This is a genomic window from Streptomyces sp. NPDC048623 (assembly GCF_040650755.1).
Classification (GTDB): Bacteria; Actinomycetota; Actinomycetes; order Streptomycetales; family Streptomycetaceae; genus Streptomyces.
In genome coordinates, this window is sequence record NZ_JBEZHV010000021.1 from 86,547 (window position 1) to 112,577 (window position 26,031).

The following is a 26,031-nucleotide window of genomic DNA, read 5'->3' on the forward strand; positions in this document are numbered from 1 at the left end:
TCATGCGACCTGCCCCTTCCCGGTGAACGCCCGCTGACCTGCGCTTACGCAGCTGTAATGAAACTCAACTCTGCGAACGAGATTCGGGATGCGCAGCATGCGGATCAGATTGCGCCTGGTGACGACCAGCGAGTCGCTGATCGACTGGGCGATGGCGCCGCGCCGCTGCGGCTTGGCCAGGGTGTCGGTCACCGCGGTCACTTGACGGCCTCCTTCCGCTTCTCGGACCCGCTCTTCTCCGACCGGGGCTTCTCCGCCCGGGACTTCTTCGCCTCGGCCGTCTTCCCCTCGCCGTTCTCCTCCGCCTGTTCCGCCACGTGGCCGGTCAGCGAGAGGAACACGTCGTCGAGGGTGGGGCGGCGCAGGCCGATGTCGTCGATCTCGACGCCGACGGCGTCCAGGTCGCGGATGACCTCGGCGAGGAGCTTGGCGCCGCCGGTGACCGGGACGGTGAGCTTGCGGGTGTGGTCCTCGACGGTGATGTCGCCGTGGCCGATGCCCGCCGTGCCGTAGCGGGCGAGGACGTCGCGGGCGGCGGGGATGGTGTCGCGGTCGTGGACGACGACCTCGACGCGCTCGCCGCCGGTCTGGGCCTTGAGCTGGTCGGAGGTGCCGTGGGCGATGACCTTGCCGTGGTCGACCACGCAGATGTCGTGGGCCAGGTGGTCGGCCTCCTCCAGATACTGCGTGGTGAGGAGGAGGGTGGTGCCGGCGGCCACCAGTTCCTGGATGATCTCCCACAGGGCCTGCCGGTTGCGGGGGTCGAGGCCGGTGGTGGGCTCGTCCATGAACATCACGGGCGGGGAGACGACGAGCGCGGCGGCCAGGTCGAGGCGGCGCCGCATGCCGCCCGAGTAGGTCTTGGCGGTCCGGTCGGCGGCGTCGGCGAGGTCGAAGCGCTCCAGGAGCTGGCCCGCGCGGGCCTTCGCCGCCCGGGCGTTCATCTGGTAGAGCTGCCCGACCATCTGGAGGTTCTCGCGGCCGGTCAGATACTCGTCGACGGCGGCGAACTGGCCGGACAGGCCGATCGAGCGGCGCACCTCGTCGGGGTGCTTGAGCACGTCGAGCCCGGCGACGACGGCCCGGCCGCTGTCGGGTCTGAGGAGGGTGGTGAGGACGCGCACGGCGGTCGTCTTCCCCGCGCCGTTCGGGCCGAGCAGGCCCAGGACGGTGCCCTCGGGTACGTCGAGGTCCACCCCGTCCAGGGCTCGTACGTCGCCGAAGGTCTTCACCAGACCTTCGGCGTGAATCGCGCCTGGCATGCGTTTCTCCCAGGTGATGTGAGAGGTTCTGTCCAAGTTTAGGTACGCCGGACGGGCAGCGCCCGGCGTTCGAGTGACCTGGACCACACGCTAACGCGATACATCGCGACACACAAGCGTTTTACGCCGACCCCGACACGCGACACGCCCTGACGGGGATCGGACCGGGCCGCTCAGGCCAGTCCGAGCACCGTGTACCCCGCGTCCCGCAGCGCCTCCGTGACCTCCTCGCAGTGCTCCGGGCCCTTCGTCTCCAGGTGCAGTTCGACCTCCGCCTCCGTGAGCCCGAGCCGCGGATCGGTCCGTACATGGCTCACGTCCAGGACGTTCGCGTCCACCACCGTCAGGACCGCGAGCAGCGTCGCCAGCGTGCCCGGCCGGTCGGTCACCTTCAGGCGCAGGCTCAGATAGCGGCCCGCGGCCGCCATGCCGTGGCGCAGCACCCGCTGCAGCAGGAGCGGGTCGACGTTGCCGCCGGACAGCACCGCGACCACCGGGCCGTGGCCGCGGAACGCCGCCGGGTCGGCGAGCAGCGCCGCCACCGGGCTCGCCCCGGCCGGCTCCACCACCAGCTTGGCCCGCTCCAGACAGAGCAGCAGCGCCGAGGAGAGCGCGTCCTCCGAGACCGTACGCACCTCGTCCACGTACTCCCTGACCAGGGCGAACGGCACATCCCCCGGCCGTCCCACCTTGATCCCGTCGGCCATCGTCACCGGCGACTCGATGGCCACCGGATGCCCCGCCGCCAGCGAGGGCGGATACGCCGCCGCGCCCTCCGCCTGCACGCCGATCACCCGCACATCGGGCCGTACCGACTTCACCGCGAGCCCGATGCCCGCCGCGAGCCCGCCGCCGCCCATGCCCACGACGATCGTCCGGACCTCCGGGCACTGCCCCAGGATCTCCAGGCCCACCGTGCCCTGCCCGGCGATGACGTCGGGGTGGTCGAAGGGGTGGATGAACACCGCGCCGGTCTCCCGCGCGTAGTCCTCGGCCGCCGCGAGCGTCTCGTCGACCACGGTCCCGTGCAGCCGCACCTCCGCGCCGTACTCGCGGGTCGCCGCCACCTTCGGCAGCGGGGCGCCGACCGGCATGAACACCGTGGCGTGCACCCCGAGCAGCGCCGAGGCGAGCGCCACGCCCTGCGCGTGGTTGCCGGCCGAGGCCGCGACCACCCCGGCGGCCCGCTGCTCGGGCCGCAGCCCGGCGATCCGCACGTACGCGCCGCGCAGCTTGAAGGACCCGGTGCGCTGCAGGTTCTCGCACTTGAGGTGGACCGGCGCCCCGACCAGGGCGGACAGATGACGGCTGCCCTCCATCGCGGTCGTCCGCGCCACCCCGGCCAGCATCTTCTGCGCGCCGCGCACGTCGTCGAGCATCAGCGCGTGCGCGTACGGATGCGCCTGCGGGCGCGCGTGCGGACCGGGGCGGTGAGCGAAATGAAAGGGGTCTGACGTACCGAAGCTCATGACCGAAGTCTCGCAGCTCACAGGGCCGACGGCCCTCCGGCGCAGCCCCGCCGCACCCCGTTCGTACCCGGATCGTGCAGCGCCGGTACGGACCCGGTCCGGGCCGCGTACTCTGTCCCCCACCACACGCCCGTCGCACGAGAGAGCCCCCACAGCCATGCCCCCAACTCCGGACATGACGCCTGAGTTCGACCCCGGTCTCCTCGACGCCCTCCAGCACCAGGTGGCCGTCTTCGCGCGACGGGCCGAGCAGACCCGCCTCGGCGGCACCGGGCAGCTCCGCAACTCCATGGACCGCGCTGCCTATCTGCTGCTCAACCGGCTCGACCTGGAAGGCCCGATGGGCGTCAAGGCGCTCGCCGCGGGCATGGGCATCGACTCCTCGACCGTGACCCGGCAGGTCGCCCCGCTCGTCGACACCGGTCTGGTCAAGCGCACCTCGCACCCCGAGGACGGGCGCGCGGTGGTCCTTCAGCTCTCGCCGCGCGGCCAGGCCCGCCTGGAGGAGGTGCGCGCCTCGCGCCGGCAGCTGATGAGGGAGCTCACCGAGAGCTGGACGCCCACCGAGCGCGAGTCGTTCTGCTCGCTGCTCACCCGCTTCAACTCCGCGCTCTCGGCGCGCCAGTCGGGCCTGCCGGCCGCCACCGAAGCGGGCAGCGGCACGGGTGCCGGTACGGGTGCCGGTACGGGCAGCGACGCCGCCGCGTCCAAGTCGTGACCTTGAGCCCCGTCCACGGGGCTTGACCCGGGCCGTACGCCGGACTCAACTGAGGACGTGCACGAGCCCGCAGACGGCCAGACCGGCGAACACGCGCGCCGCACCCGGGAGTTCAACGCGTTCGCGGCCGGGGCGTCGGGCCGGCTGCTCCATGCCGCGACGCTGCTCACCACCGAGCCCGCGGCCCGCAATCCGCTCGCCCAGGCGCTGCTCACCGCCGCCCTCGCCCACACCTACGCCCACTGGGACCGGCTGCGCGGCGAGGATCCGTACGAGTTCACGCGCTCCGATCTCGCGACCCGCTTCGCCCGCACCGCCTGGCGCCACCACAAGGGCCGCGGCGGGGTGCTCTCGGCGCTGACCCCGCAGGAACGCCTGGTCGTCGTGCTCCGGCTGTACGAGGGCGTCGCCGAGGAGCAGACCGCCGCGCTGCTCGGGGTGCCGGAGGACCGGGTACGGGCGATCTGCGCGCGGTCCGTGAGCGCGCTGCGGGCGGCCTCGTGAACCGGCACGAGCGCAAGGAGGACGAGGTCCGCCGGATGATCGCCTCCGGCCACCCGCACGTTCCCAACGACCTCGCGGCCCGGGCGGTGGCCCGCGGCGTACGGCTGCTGCGCAGGGCGCGGGCCCTGCGCCGGCTCGGCTGGACGCTGCTCGCGCTCGCCGTCCTGGCCTTCCTCGTCTGGGCCTCGGTGGCCCGCCCCTGGGAGGTCCCGCCTGCGGACGTGACGCCTCCGCTCGAAGGCTGGTGAGGACGGGCCTAGCCTGGAAAGAGGAGCCTGCGGGGGGCTTGACAGGAGGTCGACATGGCCAGGAAAGCAACCGACTGCCGGGACTTCCCCAGCGTCTCCAACTGCTCGATGTACATGGCGGGCGAGGAGGACGAACTCCTGAAGGCGGCCATCGCGCACGTGATCTCCGTGCACGGGCACACCGACAGCCCCCAGCTGAGAGAGGACGTCAAGGCGAGCATGAAGGACCCGGTACCCGGCTCCTGAACGCGCGTGGGCCGGCCCCCGCAGCGGAGGCCGGCCCGTACCCGTACAGCCCGGAGGACTAGCCCAGCGCCTCGCGCAGGTCCGCGATCAGGTCGTCGGCGTTCTCGATGCCGACGGAGATACGGACCAGGTCCGCCGGGACCTCCAGGGCCGAGCCCGCGACGCTCGCGTGGGTCATCCGGCCCGGGTGCTCGATCAGCGACTCGACGCCGCCGAGGGACTCGCCCAGGGTGAAGAGCTTGGCGCGGTTGCAGACCTCGACCGCCGCCTCCTCGCCGCCCTGGACGCGGAACGACACCATGCCGCCGAACGCGCGCATCTGCTTGGCCGCGATCTCGTGGCCCGGGTGCTCCGCGAGGCCCGGGTAGAGGACCTGGGTGACCTTCGGGTGCTGGGTCAGCATCTCGACGACCTTGCCGGCGTTCTCGCTGTGCCGGTCCATGCGGACGGCGAGCGTCTTGATGCCGCGCAGCACGATCCACGAGTCGAAGGGGCCGGCGACCGCGCCCATCGCGTTCTGGTGGTACGCCAGTTCCTCGCCGAGCTCCGCGTCGGCCGCGACCAGGGCGCCGCCCACGACGTCCGAGTGGCCGCCCATGTACTTGGTGAGCGAGTGCACGACGACGTCCGCGCCGAGGGACAGCGGCTGCTGGAGGTACGGCGAGGCGAAGGTGTTGTCGACGACCAGCTTCACCCCGGCCTCGCGGGCCACGCCCGCGACGGCCTCGATGTCGGTGATGCCGAGCAGCGGGTTGGAGGGGGTCTCCACCCAGATCAGCTTGGTGCGGTCGTTGATCGCGGCGCGCACCGCGGCCACGTCGGACGTGTCGGCGACGGAGAAGTCCACGCCCCAGCGCTGGACGACCTTGGCGAACAGGCGGAAGGTGCCGCCGTAGGCGTCGTTGGGGATGACGACGTGGTCGCCGGGCACCAGGAGGGTGCGGAGCAGGCAGTCCTCGGCGGCGAGGCCGGAGGCGAAGGCGAGGCCGCGGCGGCCGCCTTCGAGGGCCGCCAGGTTCTCCTCCAGGGCGGTCCGGGTGGGGTTGGCGCTGCGGCTGTACTCGTATCCGCCGCGCAGCCCGCCCACACCGTCCTGCTTGTAGGTGGACACCTGGTAGATGGGCGGGACGACCGCGCCGGTCAGCGGGTCGGCGGTGTTGCCCGCGTGGATGGCGCGGGTCTCGAAGTTCTGGTGGGAGTGCAGGTCGCTCATGAGGCAGGAGCGTAGTCGTGCGGGGCCCCGGTCGCCGCTTGATGGGACGGCCCGTCTCATCAGGTGTCCGGGGGCGTCCTGGACAATGGGCGCATGGAGATTCTGTGGTTCCTGATCGCCCTCGGCATGATCATCGGTGTCCTGGGCCCCCTCGTGTACCGCCGGCGCGCCGGCGGCATCCGCCAGGTGGCTCCCGGATCGCCGGACGCGGCGGACCCCGCGGCGTACGGGTTCCTGCGCCAGGAGGAGCAGGACGTACGGCTGCCGGGGCCGGACCGGGATCTCCTCGACGTGCTCGACGTGGTGCAGGCGACGCAGAACTGGCGGGCGGCCTCGCAGCTTCTGAAGGGGACGGTGCCGGAGGGCGAGGTGCGCTGGCAGCGGGTGCAGGCCTTCGCGGGCGCGGCCTCGCTCGAACTGGCCGAGAAGCCCCAGGTGGGCGCGGCGTGGCTGCGCTCGTGGCGGGCCGAGGCGCCCGAGGACCCGGGCTGCGCGCAGGTGTACGCGGAGTTCCTGGTGCAGCAGGCCTGGCGCACGTCGACGGCCGGCACGCAGGACTTCCGGGTGATCCTGGAGGAGGCGCGGGCGGCGGCCGAGCAGGCCGCGGCGCTCGCCCCGGGCGACCCCGTGCCGTACATCTCGCAGCTCGCCGTGGCCCGTGGACTCGGCTACTCCCACGAGGAGTTCGACCTGCTCTGGGCCAAGGTGATCGACCGCGCGCCGGAGCACATGGGGGCGCATCTGGCGGCGCTGCACTACTGGTGCGAGAAGTGGCACGGCTCGCGCGAGGAGGCGGACCACTTCGCGACGACGGCCGCGGCGCGCGCCCCGCGCGGTTCGCTGCTCGCCGCGCTGCCGCTGTTCGCGGTGTTCGAGAACCGGCCGGAGTTCGTGGTCGGCGTCGACTTCTACCGTACGGCCGTGGTGTCGAAGGCGGTCGAGGGTGCGATGTACGCGGTGCACTCGGCGCGCTCCGACGACCCGATGCTCGCGCATGTACGCCATCTGCTCGTCGAGTTCCTGATGGGGCAGGAGCGCTGGGCCGAGGCCATGCAGCTGCTGGTGCGGGTGGACGGCTACGTGGGCGCGCTGCCGTGGACGCTGAACGAGGACCCGGCGCTCGCGTACACGGTGCACCGGAACCTGGTGGTGGCCGGGTACGAGTCGGCGGGCGGGAGCCCGGCGACGCTGCCGGGGTGAGCGGGGCGGGAGCCGGTTGACAGGCGGTACGGAATCTCCTGGACGCCGTACCCGCGCGTAGGTGATACTCCGCTTCCCCCCACACTGTTCGAACAAGCATCGACATTCGAGGTTCGAAGCTCGAAGCTCGAAGCTCGAAGTCCGACGCCTGTTCGAAGACCGAAGCTCGAAGCTCGACGTTGCTCGACGTTCCGTATTTCCCGTGGGGGGACTCTGCCCGATGGGCGCGACTCTGCGCGCTGCACGCGCGTTCGTACTGCTGTCCGGTTTCTATCTGCTCAGCCTGCTGCTGCTCGCCGCTCTCGGCGGCATCGACTGGGCGGCCTGGGTGTGGGCGCCGGGCGCCGCCCGGCTCAAGATCTTCTTCGTCAGCGTGGTCCTGGCGATCCCCGTCGTCCAGGGCATGTTCATGCTGCGCACCCCGCGCGACGGCGAGCCCGGCGGGCTCCCGGTCACCGAGGCCGACGAGCCGCGCCTGTGGGCGACCGTCCGCGAACTGGCCGAGCGGGTCGGCACCCGCGCCCCCGACGAGATCCGGCTGACCGCCGACGTCAACGCCGCCGTCGGCGAGGACGCCCGCCTCCTCGGACTGATCGGCGGACGGCGCCGGATGTACGTCGGGCTGCCGCTGATGTCCGGCCTCGACGAGGCCGGACTGCGCGCGGTCCTCGCCCACGAACTGGGCCACTACGGCAACGCCGACACCCGCCTCTCGGCGCTCACCGCACGCGGGCGCGTGCAGGTCGCGCGCATGATCGAGATGTTCCACGCGAAGGCCGACGCCAAGGTCGCGCAGGAGCGGGCCCGCCAGGAGCAGAAGGCCGAGAAGCGGCTCGCCAAGGGCAAGGCGGCCAAGGAGATCGACACCGCGGGCGCCGGCATCACCTACCGCACCATGGCGAAGATCTACACCGCCTACGGAAACCTCTACCTGCGCGCCACCCTGTCCGGCGCCCGCCGCCAGGAGCTCGCCGCCGACCTGGCCGCCGCCGGGATCGCGGGCCGCGACGCCACCGCGCGGGCGCTGCGCGCGATCCCCGCGCTCGACGCGGCCCACGACTTCTACCTCTCCTCCTACGCCACCCTCGGCACCGAGTTCGGGCTGCTGCCCGCGCGCGGCGAGGTCTTCGGCGGCGTACGGCATCTGCTCGCCGCCCGCGCCGAGGAGCTGGCCGGGCTGCGCGAGGAACTGCCCCAGGAGCCCGCCTCGCCGTACGACTCCCACCCGCCGATGGCCGAGCGCGTCGCCCGCATCGAGGCGCTGCCCGACGACGGGCGCTCGGCGGAGGGCACCGGGCCCGCGCTCGCCCTGCTCACCGCGCCCGACACGGCGCTCGCCGCCGTCGAGGACGTCTCGCTCACCCCCGAGGCCCGGCGGATGCGCCGTCTGGCGTGGCCGGAACTGGTCCACGAGTCGATGAGCGCCCGGGTCGCCCAGGGCACCGAGGAGCTGCGCGCGGCGGCCGACGGGGCGGACCTCCCGGCCCTGCTCGACGCCATCGACGCGGGCCGGGCCTGGGAGATCGCCGGCCGGCTGCCCCGGTCCGAGGAGGCCTCGGCCGCCACCGGCCGCGCGGCCCGCGAGTTCGCCCGCCCCGGGCTGCGCCGCGGTCTGTCGGCCATGGTCACCGAGGAACTCCTCCGCTCGGGGCAGGCCCGCTGGCAGCTCTCCTGGACCGGCCCCGCCACCCTCGACCTGCCGGACGGCACCCCCGAGCAGCTCACCGCGGCCCTGGACGCGGCCACCGCGGACCTCCCGGACACGGCCCCGCTGCGGGCCCTGCTCGCCCCGCTCGCGACGCGCTGACGCCCGTACCGCCCACGCCCACGCCCACGTATCTCTCCCCCGTACCCCGGCATCCCCTGCCCCCTGCCCCCCGTGCCCCCGTCCCCCGGAAGGACCTCCGACCGCCCATGCCCCGTCTCATCCCGCTGATCGTGATCGCGATCGCGCTCTACTTCTGGATCAAGAACCGCCGGACCGCCAAGAGCGGCGGCGGTGCGGGCGGCTCGGACGGCTCCCGCGCCAAGAACGCCGAGGCGGCCGCCCGGCTCGGCCTGCTGCCCGCGGACCGGCTCGACAGCGAGAACCTGACCCCGCCGTCCGCCGTGCACACCGCCGCCAAGGAGGCCGTGCAGGCCGGCGACTGGGCGGCCGGGGCCGCGTACGTCGAGGAGGCCGGGCGCGACTGGTACGAGCGGCGGCGCCGGATCGGCCGGCTCGCGGACGCCGCCGTGCAGGACGACGCCTGGCTGCTCGCCTGGCGGGCGGCGCGGCCGGAGGACCCGGCGGCGGCCGCCGTACACGCCAGTTCATTGGTGTACCTGGCCTGGGAGATCCGCGGCTCGAAGCAGGCGAAGTACACGACGGACGAGCAGTTCGCCTCCTTCCACCGGGTCCTCGCCCAGGCCCGGGAGACCTTCGCGCAGGCCCAGGAGCTCGCGGGCGACGACCCGAGCCCGTTCATCGGCGAGCTGCCGCTGGCGATGGGCCTGGGCTACCCGAACGAGGCCGTCGAGGCGATCTGGGCCGAGATCGAGAAGCGTGACCCGCTCAACTACCTCGCGTACTCCAGCGCCCTGCAGTACTGGTGCGCCAAGTGGTGCGGCTCGCACGAGGCGGCGCTCGCGTTCGCCCGGCGCGGGGCCGAGCGCGCGCGGCCCGGGCAGCTGCTGACGAACTTCGTCCTGGAGGCGTACTTCGAGCAGGAGTCGTACGACTCCGACCTCGAACCGCAGGAGTTCTACAACCGGCCCGAGGTCGTGGCGGCAACGGACGCGGCCCTCGTCGACCTGGCGGCGGCCGAGAGCCTGCTCGACCCGGCCGACCCGCGGCTCGCGGAGACCCGGCACATGGTGGCCTGGATGCTGTACTGGCAGGACCGTTACGAGGCGGCCCTGGCCCAGTTCCGGCTCGTCGACGGCTACATCGGCACCGCACCCTGGAGCTACGCGGGCGACCCGAAGGCCCGCTACACGAACGTGCGCGACTACACGGCGGCGCAGGTCCTGAAGGCCCGCGGGGAGTAGCCCCGGCCGCTTCCCCTCACACTGTTCGAACCGATCGAGCCGATCAAGTTGATCGAACACTCATCGAAGCACTCATCGAAGCACGCGTCGCAGCACGCATCGACATTCCGTAGGGCACCGTGATCATCCTGTTGTGGGTCGTCCTGACCCCCCTCGTCCTCGGCCTGCTCGGCCTCGGGCTGTACTTCCTCAAGGCCATCGTGCAGGGCGCCGTCGAGGGCTGGCGCACCGGCTCCGTGTCGCCGGAGGAGGAGGCCGCCGCCGCGCTCCTCGCCGAGCGTCTCGGCACGCTGGGCCTGCTGCCCGCCGAGCGCCAGAACACCGACCTCGCCGCACCGCTGGAGCCGGCCCTCACGGTGGCCCTCGCCGACGCGAGGGCCGGGAACTGGCAGCCCGCCGCCGCCCTCCTCGACGAGACGGCCGCGGCCCGGGACTGGGAGCGGCGTTCCTTCCTCGCCGGGCAGTTGGGCATGGCGGCGGCCGACGAGGACGCCTGGCTGACGGCCTGGGAGTCGGCCCGCCCCGACGATCCGGGCGCGGCGGTGGTCCGGGCGCGCAGCACCGTCCAGCTCGCCTGGAAGCTCCGGGGCGCGAAGCGGGCGCGGTACACCACCGCCGAGCAGGCCGCGGGCTTCCACCGCACGCTGCCGCTCGCGGACGAGCAGCACGTCCGGGCCGCGGCGCTGGCGCCGCAGGACGACCCGACCCCGTACATCGGCGAGATGTGGAGCGCGATCGGCCTCGGCCGCGGCCACGACGAGATGCACCGGATCTGGAAGGAGATCACCAGCCGGGCTCCGCACCACTACGAGGCGCACTGGACGGCGCTGCAGTTCTGGTGCGCCAAGTGGCGCGGCTCGGAGGCGCTGGCCCGGGCGTTCGCCGTGCGGGCGGCGGCGGAGGCGCCGGCGGGCAGCCTGATGACGGTGTTCCCGCTGATCGCGCACTTCGAGCACGACGAGTCCGACAGCACGGACGTGGACCGGACGCCGGAGATGTACGCGGCGGTCGACGCGCTGCTCGCGGACATCGCCGCCGCCGATCCGGCGCACCCGCGCCTCCCTGAGGCCCGCCATCTGGCGGCGTACTTCCTGAACCTGCAGGGCCGGTGGGACGAGGCCGTGGAGCAGTTCCGCCTGGTGGACGGGCATGTGGGGGTGCTGCCGTGGTCGTACCGGGCGAATCCGGCCGAGCACTACTGCTTCACGCGCGACGAATGCGTGGCCAACGCGTCCTGAGCGTGCGGCGCGGCGGGGTGGGGCCGGGGCCGGACAGTGGCCGGGCCGGGGCGGGGCCGGGAGGGAATCCCTTCCGGCCCCGCCGCGTTGTCCTGGAGGCCACCGTCGAGGAGAGATGCCGCATGTTCCTGTCCCGCACCCCCGTCCTCCCCACCCCGGAGCAGGCCCTGGGCGGGCGTCCCGAGCCTGCCTTCGCCGTCCCGGAGCGCCACACGGTCCTCGGCACCCCGCTGCTCGGCCCGTACCCGGAGGGCCTGGAGACCGCCGACTTCGCCCTGGGCTGTTTCTGGGGCGCCGAGCGCAAGTTCTGGCAGACCCAGGGCGTCTACACGACCCTCGTCGGCTACCAGGGCGGCTACACCCCGCACCCGCTGTACGAGGAGGTCTGCTCGGGCCTCACCGGTCACACCGAGGTCGTCCGGGTGGTCTTCGACCCCGCGCAGGTGTCGTACGAGCGCCTCATGAAGCTGTTCTGGGAGTCGCACGACCCGACCCAGGGCTTCCGCCAGGGCAACGACGTCGGCACGCAGTACCGCTCGGCCGTCTACACCCACTCCCCCGCCCAGGCGGCCACCGCCGAGGCCTCCCGCGCGGCCTACCAGCAGGTCCTGACCGGCTCCGGCTACGGCGAGATCACCACCGAGATCCTCCCGGCCGAGGACCGCGTCTTCTATCCCGCCGAGGCCTATCACCAGCAGTACCTGGACAAGAACCCGGCGGGCTACTGCGGCATCGGGGGTACGGGTGTGTCGTGCCCGATCGGTGTCGCGAAGGCGGACGGATGATCCCGGGGAACGGACGACCCGTGAAGGTGAGGGCAATCGCCGCGTGAGCTCGGCCCGGGGGCCGAGTGATGCCTGCCGTCAGGGGGTGGCCTGCTTCTCGTCGGGGCGCCTCAGGAAGAGGGCCAGGCCCGCCGCGCCGCCGAGCAGCCAACTCACCACCATCAAGGCCCCCTGACCGAGAGCGAGCCCCACGGCGAAGCCCTTGAACGCGGCCGTCAGCACGGCATCGACGACCTGCCGGTGGCGGCCCCGGCCACGACGGAGTGGACCGGTCGGCCGCCACAGGGCCCACAGGCCGAAGGCTTCCGCAAGAACCATGGGCAGGAGATAGGCCGCGGGCACCTGCGGTAGCCCGCCTGCGAGCCCGCCGCTCCATGCCTCGATCGCCCCCAAGGCCAGGACCGCGCACCCGAGATTGGTGCACATCAACGCCGCGCCACGGAGGAAGGAATCGCCCGGGGACTTCCACCCGAGGCGATTCGCCTCCTCATGGACGTCCCGCGCGACGACCAGGCCGACGCCTGCCGTCCAGGTTCCCCACAGCAGCGCGAAAAGCCCACCACCCGCGCCGATCCCCGTCATCCCAGCCCCCTCCCCCGGCCCGCCCTGGTCGTGCGCAGCCGGCGTTCGAAGGTAGGCAGCGCCGCAGACCCGCGTCATGCCGCATCCCGGCAGTGTTCAGGGCATCCCGGTTGCCTGCCTCCCGCCGTCGCCGCAGGTGGCCAGTGAGCACCAGCGGCGGCGGCCGGACTCGTCCGGGAAGAGCCAGCCGCAGTCGGGGCCCGGGCAGGCGCGCAGGGTGAGGCGGCGCGGGTCCGCGAGGAGGTCGGCGGCGGAGCGGGCGACGGCGAGGAGGGGGAGGTCGAGGCCCGCCGAGGGGGCCAGGCGCCAGTGGGCCAGGCCGTCGGGGCCGAGGGTCAGTACGGCGGAGCGGGCGGCGTCCTGCGCGACGGCGGCGACCGCGCGGAAAGCGCGGGTGTCGGCCGGGTCGGTCAGACAGGCGTAGAGGGCGGTACGGAAGGCCTTGGCGCGGTCGAGGGCGGCGGCGGCCTCGACGGGACGGGCGGCGGCCTCCTGGAGGAGTCGGTCGACGACGGGATCGTCGGCGAGGTCGTGGTGGCCGGCCCACACGGCCAGGGTCGGATAGCCGCGCAGCCAGTCGGAGCCGGGCACGGCCGGGGCGGTGGCCCGGGCGCGGGGCCAGCCCGCGTAGGTGTTGCAGAACTCCAGGGCCGGGTGGCCGCTGGTGGTCCAGGGCAGCCACTGGTCGCGGACCCGGACCGCGTAGAGCGGGGCCGGGGGCCGGTCGAGGCGGGCGTCGCCGGCGAGGATGCGGTCGTGGAGGGTGGTCAGGGCCGGGCCGGGGTCGATGCCGAGCCCGGTGACCAGATGGTGGCGGGTGATCCGGTAGAGCTCCAGGGCCTCGGCCTGCCGGCCGGCCCGGTAGAGCGCGGTCATCAGGGCGGCCACCAGGCGTTCCCTGCCGGGGAGTTCGGCGGCGAGCGGGGTGAGGTCGGCGAGGACCCGTTCGTGCAGGCCCATGGTCAGCTGGGTCTCGGCACGCTGTTCCAGGGCGTTCAGGCGCAGTTCGGCGAGCCGGCCGCCGAGCCGGTCGCGCAGGGCCGCGTCGACGGTGCCGTCGAGCAGCGGGCCGCGCCACAGGGCGAGGGCCCGGTCGTGGCAGCGGACCTGTTCACCGGGGTCGCCGGCGACCGCCGCCTGCCCGAGCAGATCCAGGAACTCCCGTACGTCCACGGTGTGTTCCGTGCCCTCACCCGCCTCGACCGCGTAGCCGTCGTGGCGGGTGGCGACGGTCACGCCGTACGGCTTGAGCACGGCCCGCACCCGGCCGACGTAGGTGTGCAGGGTGGCCCGCGCACCGGCGGGCGGGGCGCCGTTCCAGAGCAGATCGGCCAGGCGGGGCACGGAGACGACCCGGCCCGCGTCGAGCAGCAGGATCGCGAGCAGACAGCGCTCCTGGCGGCGCCTGCCGAGCGGCACGCGCACGCCTTCGTGGCGGGCCTCGAAGGGGCCGAGGAGGGTGAAGTCCATGGTGCGGGTCACCTTAGGGCGTGTCCGGCGGTGTTGGTCAGGTTGTGGTCAGCGGGCGGCGGGAGGGTGGACGGCGCAGGCACCGCCACCTCAACCGCCCTTCCCCGCAAGGAGTTTCCATGCGTCGACGCACCCTCGCTCCGCTCGTCCCCTTCATGGCGGCCGCTGCCACGGCCGCTCTGCTCGGCACCGCCTCCCCCGCCGCCGCCGAGAGCCCGATCGGCGCCTGGGAGCCCGCCCCTTCCGCCCCCTGGTCCTTCCCGGCCGGCGCCCGCTGCGACTTCCCCGTACACGGCTCCCCCGTGGTCGACGAGGTCGTCCGGCGCACGGTCGCCGTCCGCGAGGACGGCACGCAGGTCTTCGAGTACAAGGGCGCGCTGGTCATCCGCGTGGTCAACTCCACGACCGGCGCCACGTACGACGCGGACGCGGGCGGCCGCGCGCTGGTGGAGGTGCATCCCGACCACTCGCAGAAGTGGTACGTGATCGGCCCGATCCTGGCGGGCTTCGCCGAGTACGGCGGCAACCTGGCCCGCGGCCTGTACACGCCGGACGGCGTCTACACGCTGGACGTCTCCCCGACCGGCTACAAGACGCTGACGTTCCTGCACGGCTCGGCCGATGCGCTCTGCGAGAGGGTGGGGTAGCGGGGGGCAAGGGGCGGCTGGCGTCGGGCGGCCGACGACGTCACCCCCGGCGGGGCGCCAGGCCGGGCGGCGCGACAGGCTGCCGGCGGACGGCGGAACCGCGCCGGCCGCCCCCGGACGGGCGCCGGTCGGGACGTGTCGCCCGCCCGGCCGCCCGGCCGCCCCCGGGCGGGCGCCATGCCGGGCCTGGTCAGGCAGGCCCGGTCAGGCCGAGCGGAGCAGGCCTGGGGCCGCCCCGGCGGCGCCCTCGGAGCCCGGGTGCCCGGTCTACTCCTGCTCCGGGTCCTTGCCCGTAACGGCGTCGTCGCCCGGGGCCTCGCCGGGCTCCCCGGTCGGGGTGTTCACGACCAGCGTGAGGATGCCCGCCGCGCCGAACACCGCCCAGCTCACCACCATCAGGACCTCCTGTCCGAGGACGATCCCGGCGGCGAAGCCGAGCCATCCGAGACTCGACGCGACCGCGAGGGCCCGCCCGAGCCGGCCGCCGCCCACCCACTGCAGCCGCAGCTGGCCCTCCGGGCGCCACACCGTCCACAGGCCGACCGCCGCGACGATCACCATCCAGGCGAGGAACGGCAGCGGTAGCCGCGGCATGCCGCTCACGAAGGCGTCGCCCCGCATCAGCTCGCCCACCCCCTTGACGAGGGTGACCGGCCCCACCAGTGCGAACACCCCGGCGATCACGCGGTGGAAGCCGACACCCGGCGAGCGCCCCCTCGCGCCCGGCCATGGCCGGGCCATGTCGTTCACCCGGTACGCCGCGCCCCGGAAGTTCGTGGCGACGATCGTCCCGAGCACCGTCGCGAAGATTCCCCACATCACCAGGAAGAGCCCTGGGCTCACCATCCCGTCCCACCCCCGCACCCCGGCCCCCTGCCGGGCGCGCCGACAGTAGGCCCCGGCGCGGCCCCGCGGCATGCCGGAGCCCGGCAGTGAACGGGGCTCCCGGCTGCCGGATGTCACAAACGGCCGGGCTGTCTCGTCTTCCCTGGGGAAGATGGGGACCATGAGGTGCAGGGCCGAGGAGGCGTCGCGATGAACGGGACCGGTGGAGCGACCGGTGGAGCCGGGGAGACCACGGGGTCCGGTGAGCCGGGGCAGGCCGCGGAGGTCGCCGTCTTCGAGGAGCTGCGGCCGCTGCTCTTCTCCATCGCGTACCGCGTCCTCGGCAGTGTCGGCGAGGCCGAGGACGCCGTGCAGGAGACCTGGCTGCGCTACGCCTCCGCGCCGAATCCGCCCGTCTCTCCCAAGGCCTTCCTGTCCGCGACCGTCACCCGGATCTCGATCGACGTGCTGCGCTCCGCCCGTGTGCGGCGCGAGCAGTACGTCGGCGACTGGCTGCCCGAGCCGCTGCTCTCCGATCCGTACGAGGACCCCGAGCGCGCGGCCGAGCTGGCCGACTCGGTGTCGATGGCGGCGCTGCTGCTCCTGGAGCGGCTGAGCCCGCTGGAGCGGGCGGTGTTCGTGCTGCGCGAGGTGTTCGGCTTCGGTTTCCCCGAGGTGGCGGCGGCCGTGGACCGCTCGGAGGCTGCCTGTCGGCAGCTCGCGGTGCGGGCGCGGCGGCACATGGCGGACGGGCGGGCCCGGTTCGAGGCGGACCGGGTGGAGCGGGAGGAGCTGGCGGCGCGGTTCTTCGACGCCCTGCAGGCGGGCGAGGTCGACGGGCTGCGGTCGCTGCTCTCGGCGGACGTGCAGCTGGTGGGGGACGGTGGCGGCAAGGCGCCGGCGCTGTCGCGGACGCTGGTCGGCGCCGAACCCGTGGCCAAGCTGCTCACCTCGTACGTCGGCCGGCTGTCCCTGGTGGACGCGAGCTTCGAGGCGCGCGAGGTCAACGGCCGCCCGGGCGCGGTGTTCCGGGACCGGGACGGCCGGGTGCTGTTCATCTGGTCGCTCGACGTGCTCGACGGGCACATCCAGACCGTCCGCGCGATCACCAACCCCGACAAGCTCGATCACGTGGGGCCGGTGGCGGACGGCTGGAAGGTGGCCGCCGAGGCCCAGGAACGGCAGCGCGAGGAGCACCGCCGGCAGCGGGAGCGGTGACCCCTCAGGACTGCCCCAGGACCGCCTTCAGGACTGGGCCGCCCGCAGCAGGGCCGCGGTGGCGGCGGCCTCGTACCCCTCGGGCACGCCCTCGATGAGCAGCACGTCCCCGTTCATGTGGCGGGTGCGCAGCGGTATCAGCGCCTGGTAGGCGGCGGAGTCGTACCAGCCGCGGGCGTCCTCGTAGGTCGGGAAGCCGATGACGACGAGGGCGCCGGGCCAGCTGCCCTCGCGGACCTCGCGGGCGGGGGCGCCGTGGACGAGGAAGCGCCCGCCGAAGGGGTCGAGCGTGTCCTGGATGCGCTCCATGTAGGTGAAGACCTCGTCGTCGAGGACGGGCTTCGGGTGCAGGTTTCCGATGGCGTACGCGCTCATGTCTGCGGTCATGGGGACCAGCGTGCCGGGGCACGGCCCAGGGGTCGATTACCCCGGAGGTCATGCCCTGGCGCTGTCAGGATCAGATCGTCGCCGCGTCGATCACGAAGCGGTACCGCACGTCCGAGGCCTCGACCCGCGCGTACGCCTCGTTGACCTGGTCGGCGCTGATCAGCTCGATCTCGGCGCCGAGCCCGTGGGCGGCGCAGAAGTCCAGCATGTCCTGGGTCTCCTTGATGCTGCCGATCATCGAGCCGGCGAGGGTCTTGCGGCCGCCGATGAGGGAGAACAGGTTGACCTTGACCGGCTCCTCCGGGGCGCCGACGTTCACCAGGGCGCCGTCGGTCTTGACCAGGCTCAGGTAGGCGTCGAAGTTCAGCGGCGCGGAGACCGTGGAGATCACCAGGTCGAAGCTGCCGCGCAGCGCGGTGAAGGTCTCCGGGTCGCTGGTGGCGTAGTAGTGGTCGGCGCCCAGCTTGAGGGCGTCCTCCTGCTTCTTCAGGGACTGGCTGAGCACGGTCACCTCGGCGCCGAGCGCGTGGGCGATCTTGACGCCCATGTGGCCGAGGCCGCCGAGGCCGACGATCGCGACCTTCTTGCCGGGGCCGGCCTGCCAGTGGGTGAGCGGCGAGTAGAGGGTGACGCCGGCACACAGCAGCGGGGCGGCGACGTCGAGGGAGATGCCCTCGGGGATGCGCAGGGTGTAGTTCTCGTCGACGACGATGTGGGTGGAGTAGCCGCCGTAGGTCGGCTCACCGTTCTTGTCGAGGGCGTTGTACGTGCCGGTGCCGCCGGTCACGCAGTACTGCTCCAGGCCCTGCAGGCAGTACTCGCACTCGCGGCAGGAGTCGACGAAGCAGCCGACGCCGACCCGGTCGCCGACCTGGTGCCTGGTCACACCCGGGCCGACCTCGGTGACGATGCCGGCGATCTCGTGCCCCGGCACCATCGGGAAGATGCCCTCTCCCCAGCCGTTGTGGGCCTGGTGGATGTCGGAGTGGCAGATGCCGGCGTACTTGATCTCGATGAGCACGTCGTGCTCGCCGACGGCACGGCGCGGGATGGTGGTGCGGGCGAGCGGGGCGTCGGGGGCGGGGGCGGCGATGGCGGAAACGTGGGTGCCGGAAACGGGGGTGGTGGTCATGCGTCCAGCCTGCCGAAGGTTTCCGGCCTTACCCAGAGCACTGCTCTGCCTAGGACCGGCGTTCCTACCACTGGCAGGGACAGGATCGTCCGTCCGGTTCCGGACGCGACCGGGAATACTGGGGAGGTATGGACCTCAGCTCCGAACTCAGCGAATTCCTGCGCACCCGCCGGGCCCGGCTGAAGCCGCAGGACGTCGGGCTGCCGGAGTTCGGGCGGCACCGCCGGGTGCCGGGCCTGCGCCGGGAGGAGCTGGCGCAGCTGGCCGGGGTCTCGGTGGCGTACTACACGCGCCTGGAGCAGGGCCACGGCAAGAACGTGTCCATGGAGGTCCTGGACGCCATCGCGCGGGCGCTGCGCCTGAGCGACACCGAGCGCGCGCATCTCACGCACCTGGCGAAGCCGACGCAGAAGAAGCGGCACCGCGCGTCCGCCGCCCGTCCGCAGCAGGTCCGGCCGGGGATCGTGGCACTGATCGACTCGATGGAGAGCGTTCCGGCCTTCGTCCTGGGGCGGCGGGGCGACATCCTGGCCTGGAACCGGATGGCACGGGCGTTGATCGGCGACTTCGCCACCTGGGAGCCGCGCGAGCGGAACATGGCCCGGATGATCTTCCTCGACCCGAACGCGCGTGATCTGTACATCGACTGGGAGTGCAAGGCCACCGAGGTCGTGAGCCTGCTGCGGCTGTACGCGGGCGTGTATCCGGACGATCAGGAGCTGCTGTCCCTGGTGGGCGAACTGTCGGTCAGGAGCGAGGAGTTCCGCTCGCTGTGGGCGGCGCACACGGTGACCGACAAGGGGCACGGCACGAAGGGGATGCGGCATCCGCTGGTGGGCGAGATGACGCTGGCGTACGAGTCGCTGAAGATCTCGGGCGACGACCCGGAGCTCGTCCTCGTGACGTACCACGCCGAGCCGGGCTCGCCGGCGGCGGACGCGCTGCGGCTGCTCGCGCAGTGGGGCGTGGACGAGCCCGTGGACGTACAGAAGTAAGCACGCGAAGTAAGGACGACGGAAACGACGAAGCGGCCCCCTCCAGGGAGGGGGCCGCTTCTGTGCACTGCGCTTGCGTGCGGATCAGACCGCCGAACCGGCCTTCCAGGCGGACCAGCTCAGGTTCCAGCCGTTGAGGCCGTTGTCGGGGGCGATCACCTTGTCCGCGGAGTTCTTCACGATGACGACGTCGCCGACGATCGAGTTGTTGAAGAGCCAGGCGGCCTGCTGGTTCGGGTCGCCGGCGCCCTTGACGTCGGCGAGGCCGACGCAGCCGTGGCTGGTGTTCACGCTGCCGAAGATGGAGCGGGCACCCCAGTAGTTGCCGTGGATGAAGGTGCCGGACGTGGACAGGCGCATGGCGTGCGGCACGTCCTTGATGTCGTACTCGCCCTTGCCGTCGTCGTCGGTGAAGCCGACGGTGGCGCCGTTCATCCGGGTCTCCTTGAACTTCTCGGAGATCACCATCTGACCGTTGTAGGTGGTGTTGTCCGGGGAGCCGGCGGAGACCGGGATGGTCTTGATCGTGCGGCCGTCCTGGGTGACGGTCATCGTCTTGGCCTTCACGTCGACCGTGGAGACCTGGTTGCGGCCGATCTTGAAGGTGACGGTCTTCTGCTGGACGCCGAAGACGCCGCTCGCGCCCTCGACGCCGTCGAGGTCGAGCTTCAGGGTGACCGTGGAGCCCTCGGCCCAGTAGTTCTCCGGGCGGAAGTCGAGCCGGGTCGAGTTGAACCAGTGACCGACGACCTCCTGACCGGAGGTGGAGGTGACGCTGATGCCGCCCTGGACGGCCTTCTTGTCGGTGATCGCCTTGTTGAAGTTGATCGAGACGGGCATGCCGACGCCGACCGTCGAGCCGTCCTCCGGCGTGAAGTTGCCGATGAAGCTGTTGGCCTTGGTGACGGTGGTGAACGAGGCGTTCTCGTGCGCCTCCAGGCCGTCGGCGTCCTTGGCGGTCGCGGCGATCTTGTAGACCGTGCCGCGCTCCAGCTGCCCGGTGGGCTTCCAGCTCAGCCCGTCGGCCGATATCTCGCCGGCGACGCTCTTGCCCTCGGCGGAGGTCATGGTGACCTCGGTCAGCTTGCCCTCGGTGACGGAGACCTTGGCGTCGTCGTTGATCGACGCGTTCTGGGCGCCGTTCTTGGGCGTGATGGTGATCTGCGCCTTGGAGGTCTTCTGCGCGGCGGCCTCGTCGACCTGGGCCTGCGACTGGGCGCTCTGCGAGGCGTCGGAGGCGCTGCCGCCCTTGTCGCTGTCGCTGCACGCCGAGAGCACCAGCACGCCGCCGAGCACCGCGGCGGCGGCCGCCAGGCTCTTACGACGCTTGCCGTCCGTCATCACACGCTTCTCCATCGTCGCCGGCTACCTGCCACTACTGACTGATACTTACTGAAACACCCATGAGAACCCGTCCGGTTCCGTAACCGGCGGGTATGTGGGGAACACCACTGATCCACACGCGCAGGCGGACTGTTCGGTTCCCCACCCCTCCCCCCCCAGATCATCCCCGATCTTCTCCCTTACGGGAAAGGGCCCCTGGACGCGGTGGTCCCGGGGCCCGGAGGGTCGGCGTCAGCCGAGGTCAGTCACCGATGTCGTCGCCCTCGTCGTCCTCGTCGCCCAGGTCGTCCTCGTCGAGGTCCCATTCCTCCGCCTCGGGGTCGTAGTCGATCTCCTCGGTGCTCCAGGAGGCCTGGACCAGCTCGACGCCGGGGACGGTGCCGACCACGTCGAAAGGTTCGACGAGGTACGCGAGGGCCTCCGCGCTGTCCTCGGCGACGGCGGCGCGGGCGTGGGTCCGCTCCTCCTCCGGCATGGAGGTGTCGGCCTCGATCCGGCCGAGGGCGGCCTCGGCCACCTCGGCGGGCCCGTCGATCTCCAGGACCAGATCGACCCGAAGCCGTACATAGCGTGATGTCTCGGAAGTACTCATGGGCGGAGCGTAGAGCGCCGGGGGACCTCGGGTTTCCCGCGACCCGCGGTGTTCAATACCATCAGCGCACACACCAGTTCGCGGTTTCCGCAAGGGGGATCGAATACCCGTGTCCGTCGCTCGACGCCCGCTGTTCACCGCCACCGCCGCAGGAACACTGCTCTGTGCGCTGTGGTTCGTGCCGTCCGCGAACGCCACCGGAGAACAGGGCAGAGACGGCACCACGCAGTCCGTCGCGGCGGAGGACGGCGCCACCACGAACCTCGCCGAGACGGGCGGGCCGGACACCACTCCGTACCTGCTCGGCGGGACGCTGTTCCTGGGCGTGGGGGCCGGTTTCGTGACGCTGGCGATGCGGCGGGGCGGCCGGGCCTCCTGAGGCGTGAACCCGTAAACGTACGGAACAAGCCGTAGACGTACCGATCACGCGGAAGGGCCGCCCCCACGGATTCGGGGAGCGGCCCTTCTGCGGTTCTCGGGGTTACGCCAGGGGGCCGGTGACCGGCTCGACGGCGGCGACGAGGTGGCCGGCGCGTACGAAGGCGTCGGAGGCGGCCAGGTCGGGGGCGAGGAAACGATCCGGCCCGGGGCCGGCGACACCGGCGGCGCGCAGCGCCTCGATGGCGGCGGTGGAGGCGGGCGCCGGGCTCAGGCCGTGGCGGAGCTCGATGCCGCGGGTGGCGGCGTAGAGCTCGACGGCGATGATCCGGGTGAGGTTGTCGATCGCGGTGCGCAGCTTGCGGGCGGCGGACCAGCCCATGGAGACGTGGTCCTCCTGCATCGCGGAGGACGGGATGGAGTCGGCGGAGGCCGGGACGGCGAGCCGCTTCATCTCGCTGACCAGGGCGGCCTGCGTGTACTGGGCGATCATGAGGCCCGAGTCCACGCCGGCGTCGTCGGCGAGGAAGGGCGGCAGGCCGTGCGAGCGGTTCTTGTCGAGGAGCCGGTCGGTGCGGCGCTCGGCGATGGAGCCGAGGTCGGCGGCGGCGATGGCGAGGAAGTCGAGGACGTACGCGACGGGGGCGCCGTGGAAGTTGCCGTTGGAGCGGACCGTGCCGTCGGAGAGGACCACCGGGTTGTCGACGGCCGCGGCGAGCTCGCGCTCGGCGACGAGCCGGGCGTGCGCCATGGTGTCGCGGCCGGCGCCGGCGACCTGCGGGGCGCAGCGCACCGAGTAGGCGTCCTGGACGCGGGGGGCCTCGCCGCTCTGGTAGTGGCCGGTGAGCTCGGAGCCCTTGAGGACGGCGAGCATGTTGGCGGCGGAGGCGGCCTGGCCGGGGTGGGGGCGGATGGCGTGCAGCTCGGGCTCGAGGACCTTCTCGGTGCCGAGGAGGGCTTCGAGGGAGAGGGCGGCGGTGATGTCGGCCGACTTGTAGAGGTTGTCGAGGTCGGCGAGGGCCATGATCAGCATGCCGAGCATGCCGTCGGTGCCGTTGAGGAGGGCGAGGCCCTCCTTCTCGCGCAGCTCGACGGGCTCGATGCCGGCGGCGGCGAGCAGCTCGCCGGCGGGCTTCACGGTGCCGTCGGGGCCCTCGGCGTCACCCTCGCCCATGAGGGCGAGCGCGCAGTGGGAGAGCGGCGCGAGGTCACCGGAGCAGCCGAGCGAGCCGTACTCGTGCACGACCGGGGTGATGCCCGCGTTGAGCAGGTCGGCCATGGTCTGGGCGACCTCGGGCCGGACGCCGGTGTGCCCGGAGGCGACGGTCTTGAGGCGCAGGAACATCAGCGCGCGCACGACCTCGCGCTCGACCCGCGGCCCCATGCCGGCGGCGTGCGAGCGCACGATGTTGCGCTGCAGCTGGGTGCGCAGGTCATGCCCGATGTGCCGGGTGGCGAGGGCCCCGAACCCGGTGGAGACGCCGTACACCGGCTCGGGCTTCGCGGCGAGCGCGTCGATGCTGGCGCGGGCGGCGGCGAGCGCCTCGACGGCGTCGGATGACAGCTCGACGCGCGCGCCGTGGCGGGCGACGTCGATGACGTCCTGCGGGGTGGTGCCGGACGTCCCAAGGACGACAGTCTGCATATCCATATTCAGAACCTTACGGATTGAAGAGCGACCTGTCACTAGGTGACTTTGTCATCGGTCCGGCGGCAATGGACCCCTTACCGGCGCGGGGCATGCCGAGGAGCGGACGGAGCGGACGAAGCGGTTCCAGTCTGACCCGCGGGGCGCTCGACTGCGCAGCAGGCGGCGCTGGAGGGGGTGGCCGGGGCTAGAGGGGGTGGCCGGGGCGGTCGGGGTGGAGCGCGGAGTCCATGGACGCGAGACTCCTGGCGTACGCGACGACATCGGGGTGGATGTCACCGAGGACGCTCCGCAGCTCCGCCACCGCCCTGTCGAGCAGCGCGGCGGCCTCCGCGCGGCGGCCCAGCTCCCAGTAGGTGACGGCGAGGTTGGCCCGCAGGAAGGACGTCTGGTGGTGCTCGGGGCCGAGCAGCCGCTCGGCGTCCGCGAGCGTCCGCTCCTTCAGCGCCGCCGCCTCGGCGTGCCGTCCGGCGTCGTGGTAGGCGGCGGCCAGGTTGTTCCGTACGACGAGGAGGTTGGGGTGGTACGGCCCCACGGCTCCCTCGATCTCTTCGAGGGCCTGCTCGGCCAGGACGATGGCCTCGGAGAGGCGGCCCGTCTGCTGGAGGAAGGTCGCCAGGTTGGCGCGCGCCTGGGCGGTGTCCACGGGCCCGAAGAACCGGTCCTGGTCCGCGACGACCTGCTCCATCAGCGCCACGGCCTCCGGGATCCGTCCGGCGACGGCGTAGCAGTTGGCGAGGTTGGCGCGGGCGGCGAGCGTGATGCCGTCCTGGGGGCCCCGCACGCGTTCGCAGGTGGCGAGCACGCCCGCCTCCACCTCGATGGCCTCGGCGGCACGCCCCGCCCGCGAGTACGCCTCGGCCAGGCGCGTGAGGGCCTCCAGGGTGTCGGGGTGCTCAGCCCCCAGAAGCTCCGCGCCGGCAACGGCGAGTGCGGCCCAGTGGGCCGTCGCGGCGGCGAGCAGCCCCTCCCGGAACAGGCTGTGTCCGGCCGTGAACAGCAGGCGCCGGCAGTCGAGTACGGCCCACATCAGCGGGCCCAGGGCCGCCGCGAGGCTGTCCGTGTTGGCCCGCAGGACCGCCACCAGCTCCCAGTCCGGCCGGTCCGGCGACGGCCAGAGACACAGCAGCGCGGCGGCCGCTGTTTCCGCCAGGCGGGCGAGTCCCTCCTCGCGGATCACCTCGGGGATCGGCCCAGGGATCGGCTCGGGGATCGGCTCAGGGATCACTCCGGGGATCACCCCGGGGATCGCCTCCCGCACCGCCCGGGCCGTCAGGGCGTGCATCCGGACCGTCCCCGTACCGCTGTCACAGGTCAGCAGGGCGTAACGGTGGAGGACGCGCAGGCTCGCGCGGACCGTCCCGACGTCGCAGCCGCCGAGGTACGCGAGCACCGCCGCCGTCTCCCACAGGGCCGCCGGGTGCCCCGCCGGGTCCAGGAGGGCGGCCAGGCGCAGGACCGGGCGCAGGACCGGGCGGGCGAGGCCGGCCGGGTCGGCGGCCTCCGCCGCGTCGAGCGAGAGCAGCAGCGTCGTGGCCACCGCGCGGCCGTAGCCCTCGGCGTCGGCGGACGGCGGCAGGGCGTCGCCGAGCGACGAGCGGCGGAAGAGATCCAGGTAGGCGGTGCAGCCGAGCCCACTGTTGAGCATGTACGCGGCGGCATGCCCGAGCGCGAGCGGGAGGTACCCCAGCTCGCGCGCCAGCTCCTCCTCCGCGCCGTCCGCGAGGCCGGGTTCCTCCGCGAGCCGGGCCCGCAGGTAGGCGACCGCCTCGGCGGGCTCGTACACGTCGACGGAGACCCTCCGGCGGCCCCCGCCGGTCAGCCGCGCGTCATGGAGGCGGGTGGTGGCGAGCACCCACCCGCTGCCGGTGCGGCTCGCCGGCCACCAGCCCTCCAGGGCGGCCGGGGCGCCGATGTCGTCGAGGACGACGAGCCAGCGGCGGTCCGTAGTAGCGAGCCACGCGAGGAACGCGCGCGCGTCGGCCTCCGGGTCCTCCCCCGCCGCGCCGGGCACGGCGATCCGCTGCGCGGCGCGCGCGTACAGCGTCACGACCTGCTGGAGCTCCCCGGCCGGCACCCACACCACCAGGTCGGTCCCCTCGGCGACGGCCCCGGCCGCGTACGAGGCGGCGAGCTGCGACTTCCCGACCCCGCCGCCGCCCGACAGGACCTGCGTCAGCACCGCCGTACCGCCCTCGGCCCGCACCGCGTCGATCCGCTCGCGCAGTCCGGCGCGCGGCTGGAAGGCGGAGGCCAACGCCGGTACGGCCCCGACCTCGACGGGCCACACGACGGCGGCCGGCGCGGGCGTCTGCTGGACGACGACGGAGCTGTACGGTCCGAGGGCGCTGTACGCGACATCTCCCCCGACCGAGACGCCCGGCTCGTCGACGGTCGGCTCCTTCCGGCGCCGCCACAGGCTCACCGGCGCTCGCTCTGGTCACCGATCGCGCTGTCGCGTACGTCCCCGAGGATCACGGTGCTGTCCCGGCCCCCGCTGACCCCGTCGGCGGGCGGGCGCGGAGTGGCGTCGCCCGTCGGCGGGGCAGGGGCGGGGGCGGCGGTGGGCGGCCCGGTCACCTTCGAGCCGCGCCCGAGGGCGCTGCCGGTGACGTTCCCGTCGATGACCGTTGCGCCACGCCCGGCCCGTATGCGGCGCCCCTGCCCGGCGGAGGCGGCGGGCTGCGCGGTGGCGACGGTGAACCCGGCCAGCAGCACGCTCACCACGGCCCCGGCCACGCTCGCGATCTTCTCGCCCTGCTCCAGGTCCATCACACCCACGACCACGACGAGCCCTGCGGCGACCACCGCCGCGACCCCCGCCACGACCCACCTGACGCCTGTCATGACCCCTCCCCCGACTCCCCGGCTCCCCGACTCCCCGGCTCCCCGACTCCCCC

General features: G+C 73.0%; 27 protein-coding genes. 13 read left to right on the forward strand and 14 right to left on the reverse strand.

Annotation, left to right across the window (positions count from 1 at the left end; genetic code table 11):
* The 3 genes from AB0C73_RS26990 to ilvA all read right to left on the reverse strand — a co-directional run bounded on the left by AB0C73_RS26990 (position 1) and on the right by ilvA (position 2,641).
* Positions 1-201 carry a hypothetical protein gene (locus AB0C73_RS26990; protein WP_362535024.1) on the reverse strand — a complete coding sequence of 67 codons (201 nt, stop codon included), beginning with the start codon at positions 199-201 and terminating at the stop codon, positions 1-3.
* Positions 198-1,262, reverse strand: a complete 1,065-nt coding sequence (locus tag AB0C73_RS26995; RefSeq protein ID WP_362535026.1) for an ATP-binding cassette domain-containing protein — start codon at positions 1,260-1,262, stop codon at positions 198-200. The genes AB0C73_RS26990 and AB0C73_RS26995 overlap by 4 nt, the downstream gene beginning before the upstream one ends.
* Before the next feature lie 173 nt (positions 1,263-1,435).
* Positions 1,436-2,641: a threonine ammonia-lyase gene (gene ilvA, locus AB0C73_RS27000; RefSeq protein WP_362535181.1), complete on the reverse strand. Its 1,206-nt coding sequence runs from the start codon at positions 2,639-2,641 to the stop codon at positions 1,436-1,438.
* A gap of 247 nt (positions 2,642-2,888) precedes the next feature.
* Here ilvA and AB0C73_RS27005 point away from each other — a divergent pair, with 247 nt between their 5' ends.
* Genes AB0C73_RS27005 through AB0C73_RS27020 form a run of 4 tightly spaced genes read left to right on the forward strand, consistent with a single transcriptional unit; the run spans position 2,889 to position 4,447 of the window.
* Positions 2,889-3,449, forward strand: a complete 561-nt coding sequence (locus AB0C73_RS27005; protein ID WP_362535029.1) for a MarR family transcriptional regulator — start codon at positions 2,889-2,891, stop codon at positions 3,447-3,449.
* A 57-nt stretch (positions 3,450-3,506) separates the two neighbouring features.
* Positions 3,507-3,953, forward strand: coding sequence for a sigma factor-like helix-turn-helix DNA-binding protein (locus AB0C73_RS27010; RefSeq protein ID WP_362535032.1), 447 nt, complete (start codon positions 3,507-3,509; stop codon positions 3,951-3,953).
* A complete protein-coding gene (locus tag AB0C73_RS27015; RefSeq protein WP_362535035.1) occupies positions 3,950-4,201 on the forward strand; it encodes a hypothetical protein in 252 nt (83 codons plus the stop codon). Before AB0C73_RS27010 ends, AB0C73_RS27015 begins: the two co-directional genes overlap by 4 nt.
* A gap of 54 nt (positions 4,202-4,255) precedes the next feature.
* On the forward strand, positions 4,256-4,447 hold the full coding sequence (locus tag AB0C73_RS27020; RefSeq protein ID WP_362535037.1) for a DUF1059 domain-containing protein: 192 nt from the start codon (positions 4,256-4,258) through the stop codon (positions 4,445-4,447).
* A gap of 58 nt (positions 4,448-4,505) precedes the next feature.
* Here AB0C73_RS27020 and AB0C73_RS27025 read toward each other — a convergent pair whose 3' ends face one another.
* Positions 4,506-5,660, reverse strand: coding sequence for a cystathionine gamma-synthase (locus AB0C73_RS27025; RefSeq protein WP_362535040.1), 1,155 nt, complete (start codon positions 5,658-5,660; stop codon positions 4,506-4,508).
* A 93-nt stretch (positions 5,661-5,753) separates the two neighbouring features.
* Between AB0C73_RS27025 and AB0C73_RS27030 the strand changes: the two genes are divergently transcribed.
* From AB0C73_RS27030 to msrA, 5 genes are all read left to right on the forward strand, one after another.
* Complete coding sequence (locus AB0C73_RS27030) at positions 5,754-6,860, forward strand: hypothetical protein (protein WP_362535042.1); 1,107 nt, start codon at positions 5,754-5,756, stop codon at positions 6,858-6,860.
* A gap of 220 nt (positions 6,861-7,080) precedes the next feature.
* Positions 7,081-8,667: a M48 family metallopeptidase gene (locus tag AB0C73_RS27035; RefSeq protein WP_362535045.1), complete on the forward strand. Its 1,587-nt coding sequence runs from the start codon at positions 7,081-7,083 to the stop codon at positions 8,665-8,667.
* A 107-nt stretch (positions 8,668-8,774) separates the two neighbouring features.
* Positions 8,775-9,890: a hypothetical protein gene (locus AB0C73_RS27040; RefSeq protein WP_362535048.1), complete on the forward strand. Its 1,116-nt coding sequence runs from the start codon at positions 8,775-8,777 to the stop codon at positions 9,888-9,890.
* A 119-nt stretch (positions 9,891-10,009) separates the two neighbouring features.
* The gene (locus tag AB0C73_RS27045) at positions 10,010-11,128 is read left to right on the forward strand and encodes a hypothetical protein (protein WP_362535051.1); all 1,119 of its coding nucleotides are present in this window, start codon (positions 10,010-10,012) and stop codon (positions 11,126-11,128) included.
* 122 nt (positions 11,129-11,250) lie between these two features.
* Positions 11,251-11,913 (forward strand): peptide-methionine (S)-S-oxide reductase MsrA, encoded by a 663-nt coding sequence (msrA, locus tag AB0C73_RS27050; protein WP_362535054.1) that lies wholly within the window; start codon positions 11,251-11,253, stop codon positions 11,911-11,913.
* 78 nt (positions 11,914-11,991) lie between these two features.
* Here the strand turns inward: msrA and AB0C73_RS27055 are convergent, their stop codons facing one another.
* Together AB0C73_RS27055 and AB0C73_RS27060 are read right to left on the reverse strand one after the other, a co-directional pair.
* A complete protein-coding gene (locus tag AB0C73_RS27055) occupies positions 11,992-12,495 on the reverse strand; it encodes a hypothetical protein (RefSeq protein WP_362535057.1) in 504 nt (167 codons plus the stop codon).
* Between the two features lie 96 nt (positions 12,496-12,591).
* Complete coding sequence (locus AB0C73_RS27060; protein WP_362535060.1) at positions 12,592-13,965, reverse strand: BTAD domain-containing putative transcriptional regulator; 1,374 nt, start codon at positions 13,963-13,965, stop codon at positions 12,592-12,594.
* A 119-nt stretch (positions 13,966-14,084) separates the two neighbouring features.
* Between AB0C73_RS27060 and AB0C73_RS27065 the strand changes: the two genes are divergently transcribed.
* Positions 14,085-14,612 carry a hypothetical protein gene (locus AB0C73_RS27065; protein ID WP_362535063.1) on the forward strand — a complete coding sequence of 176 codons (528 nt, stop codon included), beginning with the start codon at positions 14,085-14,087 and terminating at the stop codon, positions 14,610-14,612.
* Positions 14,613-14,879: 267 nt separating this feature from the next.
* Here the strand turns inward: AB0C73_RS27065 and AB0C73_RS27070 are convergent, their stop codons facing one another.
* On the reverse strand, positions 14,880-15,458 hold the full coding sequence (locus tag AB0C73_RS27070) for a hypothetical protein (protein ID WP_362535065.1): 579 nt from the start codon (positions 15,456-15,458) through the stop codon (positions 14,880-14,882).
* A gap of 189 nt (positions 15,459-15,647) precedes the next feature.
* On the opposite strand from AB0C73_RS27070, the gene AB0C73_RS27075 reads away from it, so the two are divergent.
* On the forward strand, positions 15,648-16,655 hold the full coding sequence (locus tag AB0C73_RS27075) for an RNA polymerase sigma-70 factor (RefSeq protein ID WP_362535068.1): 1,008 nt from the start codon (positions 15,648-15,650) through the stop codon (positions 16,653-16,655).
* Positions 16,656-16,682: 27 nt separating this feature from the next.
* On the opposite strand, the gene AB0C73_RS27080 is transcribed toward AB0C73_RS27075, so the two are convergent.
* Both AB0C73_RS27080 and AB0C73_RS27085 read right to left on the reverse strand, forming a co-directional pair.
* Positions 16,683-17,030, reverse strand: a complete 348-nt coding sequence (locus AB0C73_RS27080) for a DUF1330 domain-containing protein (RefSeq protein WP_362535183.1) — start codon at positions 17,028-17,030, stop codon at positions 16,683-16,685.
* Between the two features lie 82 nt (positions 17,031-17,112).
* Positions 17,113-18,174 carry an NAD(P)-dependent alcohol dehydrogenase gene (locus AB0C73_RS27085; RefSeq protein ID WP_362535071.1) on the reverse strand — a complete coding sequence of 354 codons (1,062 nt, stop codon included), beginning with the start codon at positions 18,172-18,174 and terminating at the stop codon, positions 17,113-17,115.
* Between the two features lie 128 nt (positions 18,175-18,302).
* Here AB0C73_RS27085 and AB0C73_RS27090 point away from each other — a divergent pair, with 128 nt between their 5' ends.
* A complete protein-coding gene (locus tag AB0C73_RS27090) occupies positions 18,303-19,169 on the forward strand; it encodes a helix-turn-helix transcriptional regulator (RefSeq protein ID WP_362535074.1) in 867 nt (288 codons plus the stop codon).
* Between the two features lie 84 nt (positions 19,170-19,253).
* Here AB0C73_RS27090 and AB0C73_RS27095 read toward each other — a convergent pair whose 3' ends face one another.
* Both AB0C73_RS27095 and AB0C73_RS27100 read right to left on the reverse strand, forming a co-directional pair.
* Positions 19,254-20,525 carry an Ig-like domain-containing protein gene (locus AB0C73_RS27095; RefSeq protein WP_362535077.1) on the reverse strand — a complete coding sequence of 424 codons (1,272 nt, stop codon included), beginning with the start codon at positions 20,523-20,525 and terminating at the stop codon, positions 19,254-19,256.
* Between the two features lie 229 nt (positions 20,526-20,754).
* Complete coding sequence (locus AB0C73_RS27100) at positions 20,755-21,105, reverse strand: hypothetical protein (protein ID WP_362535080.1); 351 nt, start codon at positions 21,103-21,105, stop codon at positions 20,755-20,757.
* Between the two features lie 109 nt (positions 21,106-21,214).
* Here AB0C73_RS27100 and AB0C73_RS27105 point away from each other — a divergent pair, with 109 nt between their 5' ends.
* Positions 21,215-21,484, forward strand: a complete 270-nt coding sequence (locus AB0C73_RS27105) for an LAETG motif-containing sortase-dependent surface protein (RefSeq protein WP_362535083.1) — start codon at positions 21,215-21,217, stop codon at positions 21,482-21,484.
* 102 nt (positions 21,485-21,586) lie between these two features.
* On the opposite strand, the gene hutH is transcribed toward AB0C73_RS27105, so the two are convergent.
* The 3 genes from hutH to AB0C73_RS27120 all read right to left on the reverse strand — a co-directional run bounded on the left by hutH (position 21,587) and on the right by AB0C73_RS27120 (position 25,978).
* Positions 21,587-23,128, reverse strand: a complete 1,542-nt coding sequence (gene hutH / locus AB0C73_RS27110; RefSeq protein ID WP_362535186.1) for a histidine ammonia-lyase — start codon at positions 23,126-23,128, stop codon at positions 21,587-21,589.
* A gap of 190 nt (positions 23,129-23,318) precedes the next feature.
* Positions 23,319-25,556, reverse strand: a complete 2,238-nt coding sequence (locus tag AB0C73_RS27115; RefSeq protein WP_362535086.1) for a tetratricopeptide repeat protein — start codon at positions 25,554-25,556, stop codon at positions 23,319-23,321.
* Positions 25,553-25,978, reverse strand: coding sequence for a hypothetical protein (locus AB0C73_RS27120; RefSeq protein ID WP_362535088.1), 426 nt, complete (start codon positions 25,976-25,978; stop codon positions 25,553-25,555). Before AB0C73_RS27120 ends, AB0C73_RS27115 begins: the two co-directional genes overlap by 4 nt.
* Between the last annotated feature and the right edge of the window lie 53 nt (positions 25,979-26,031).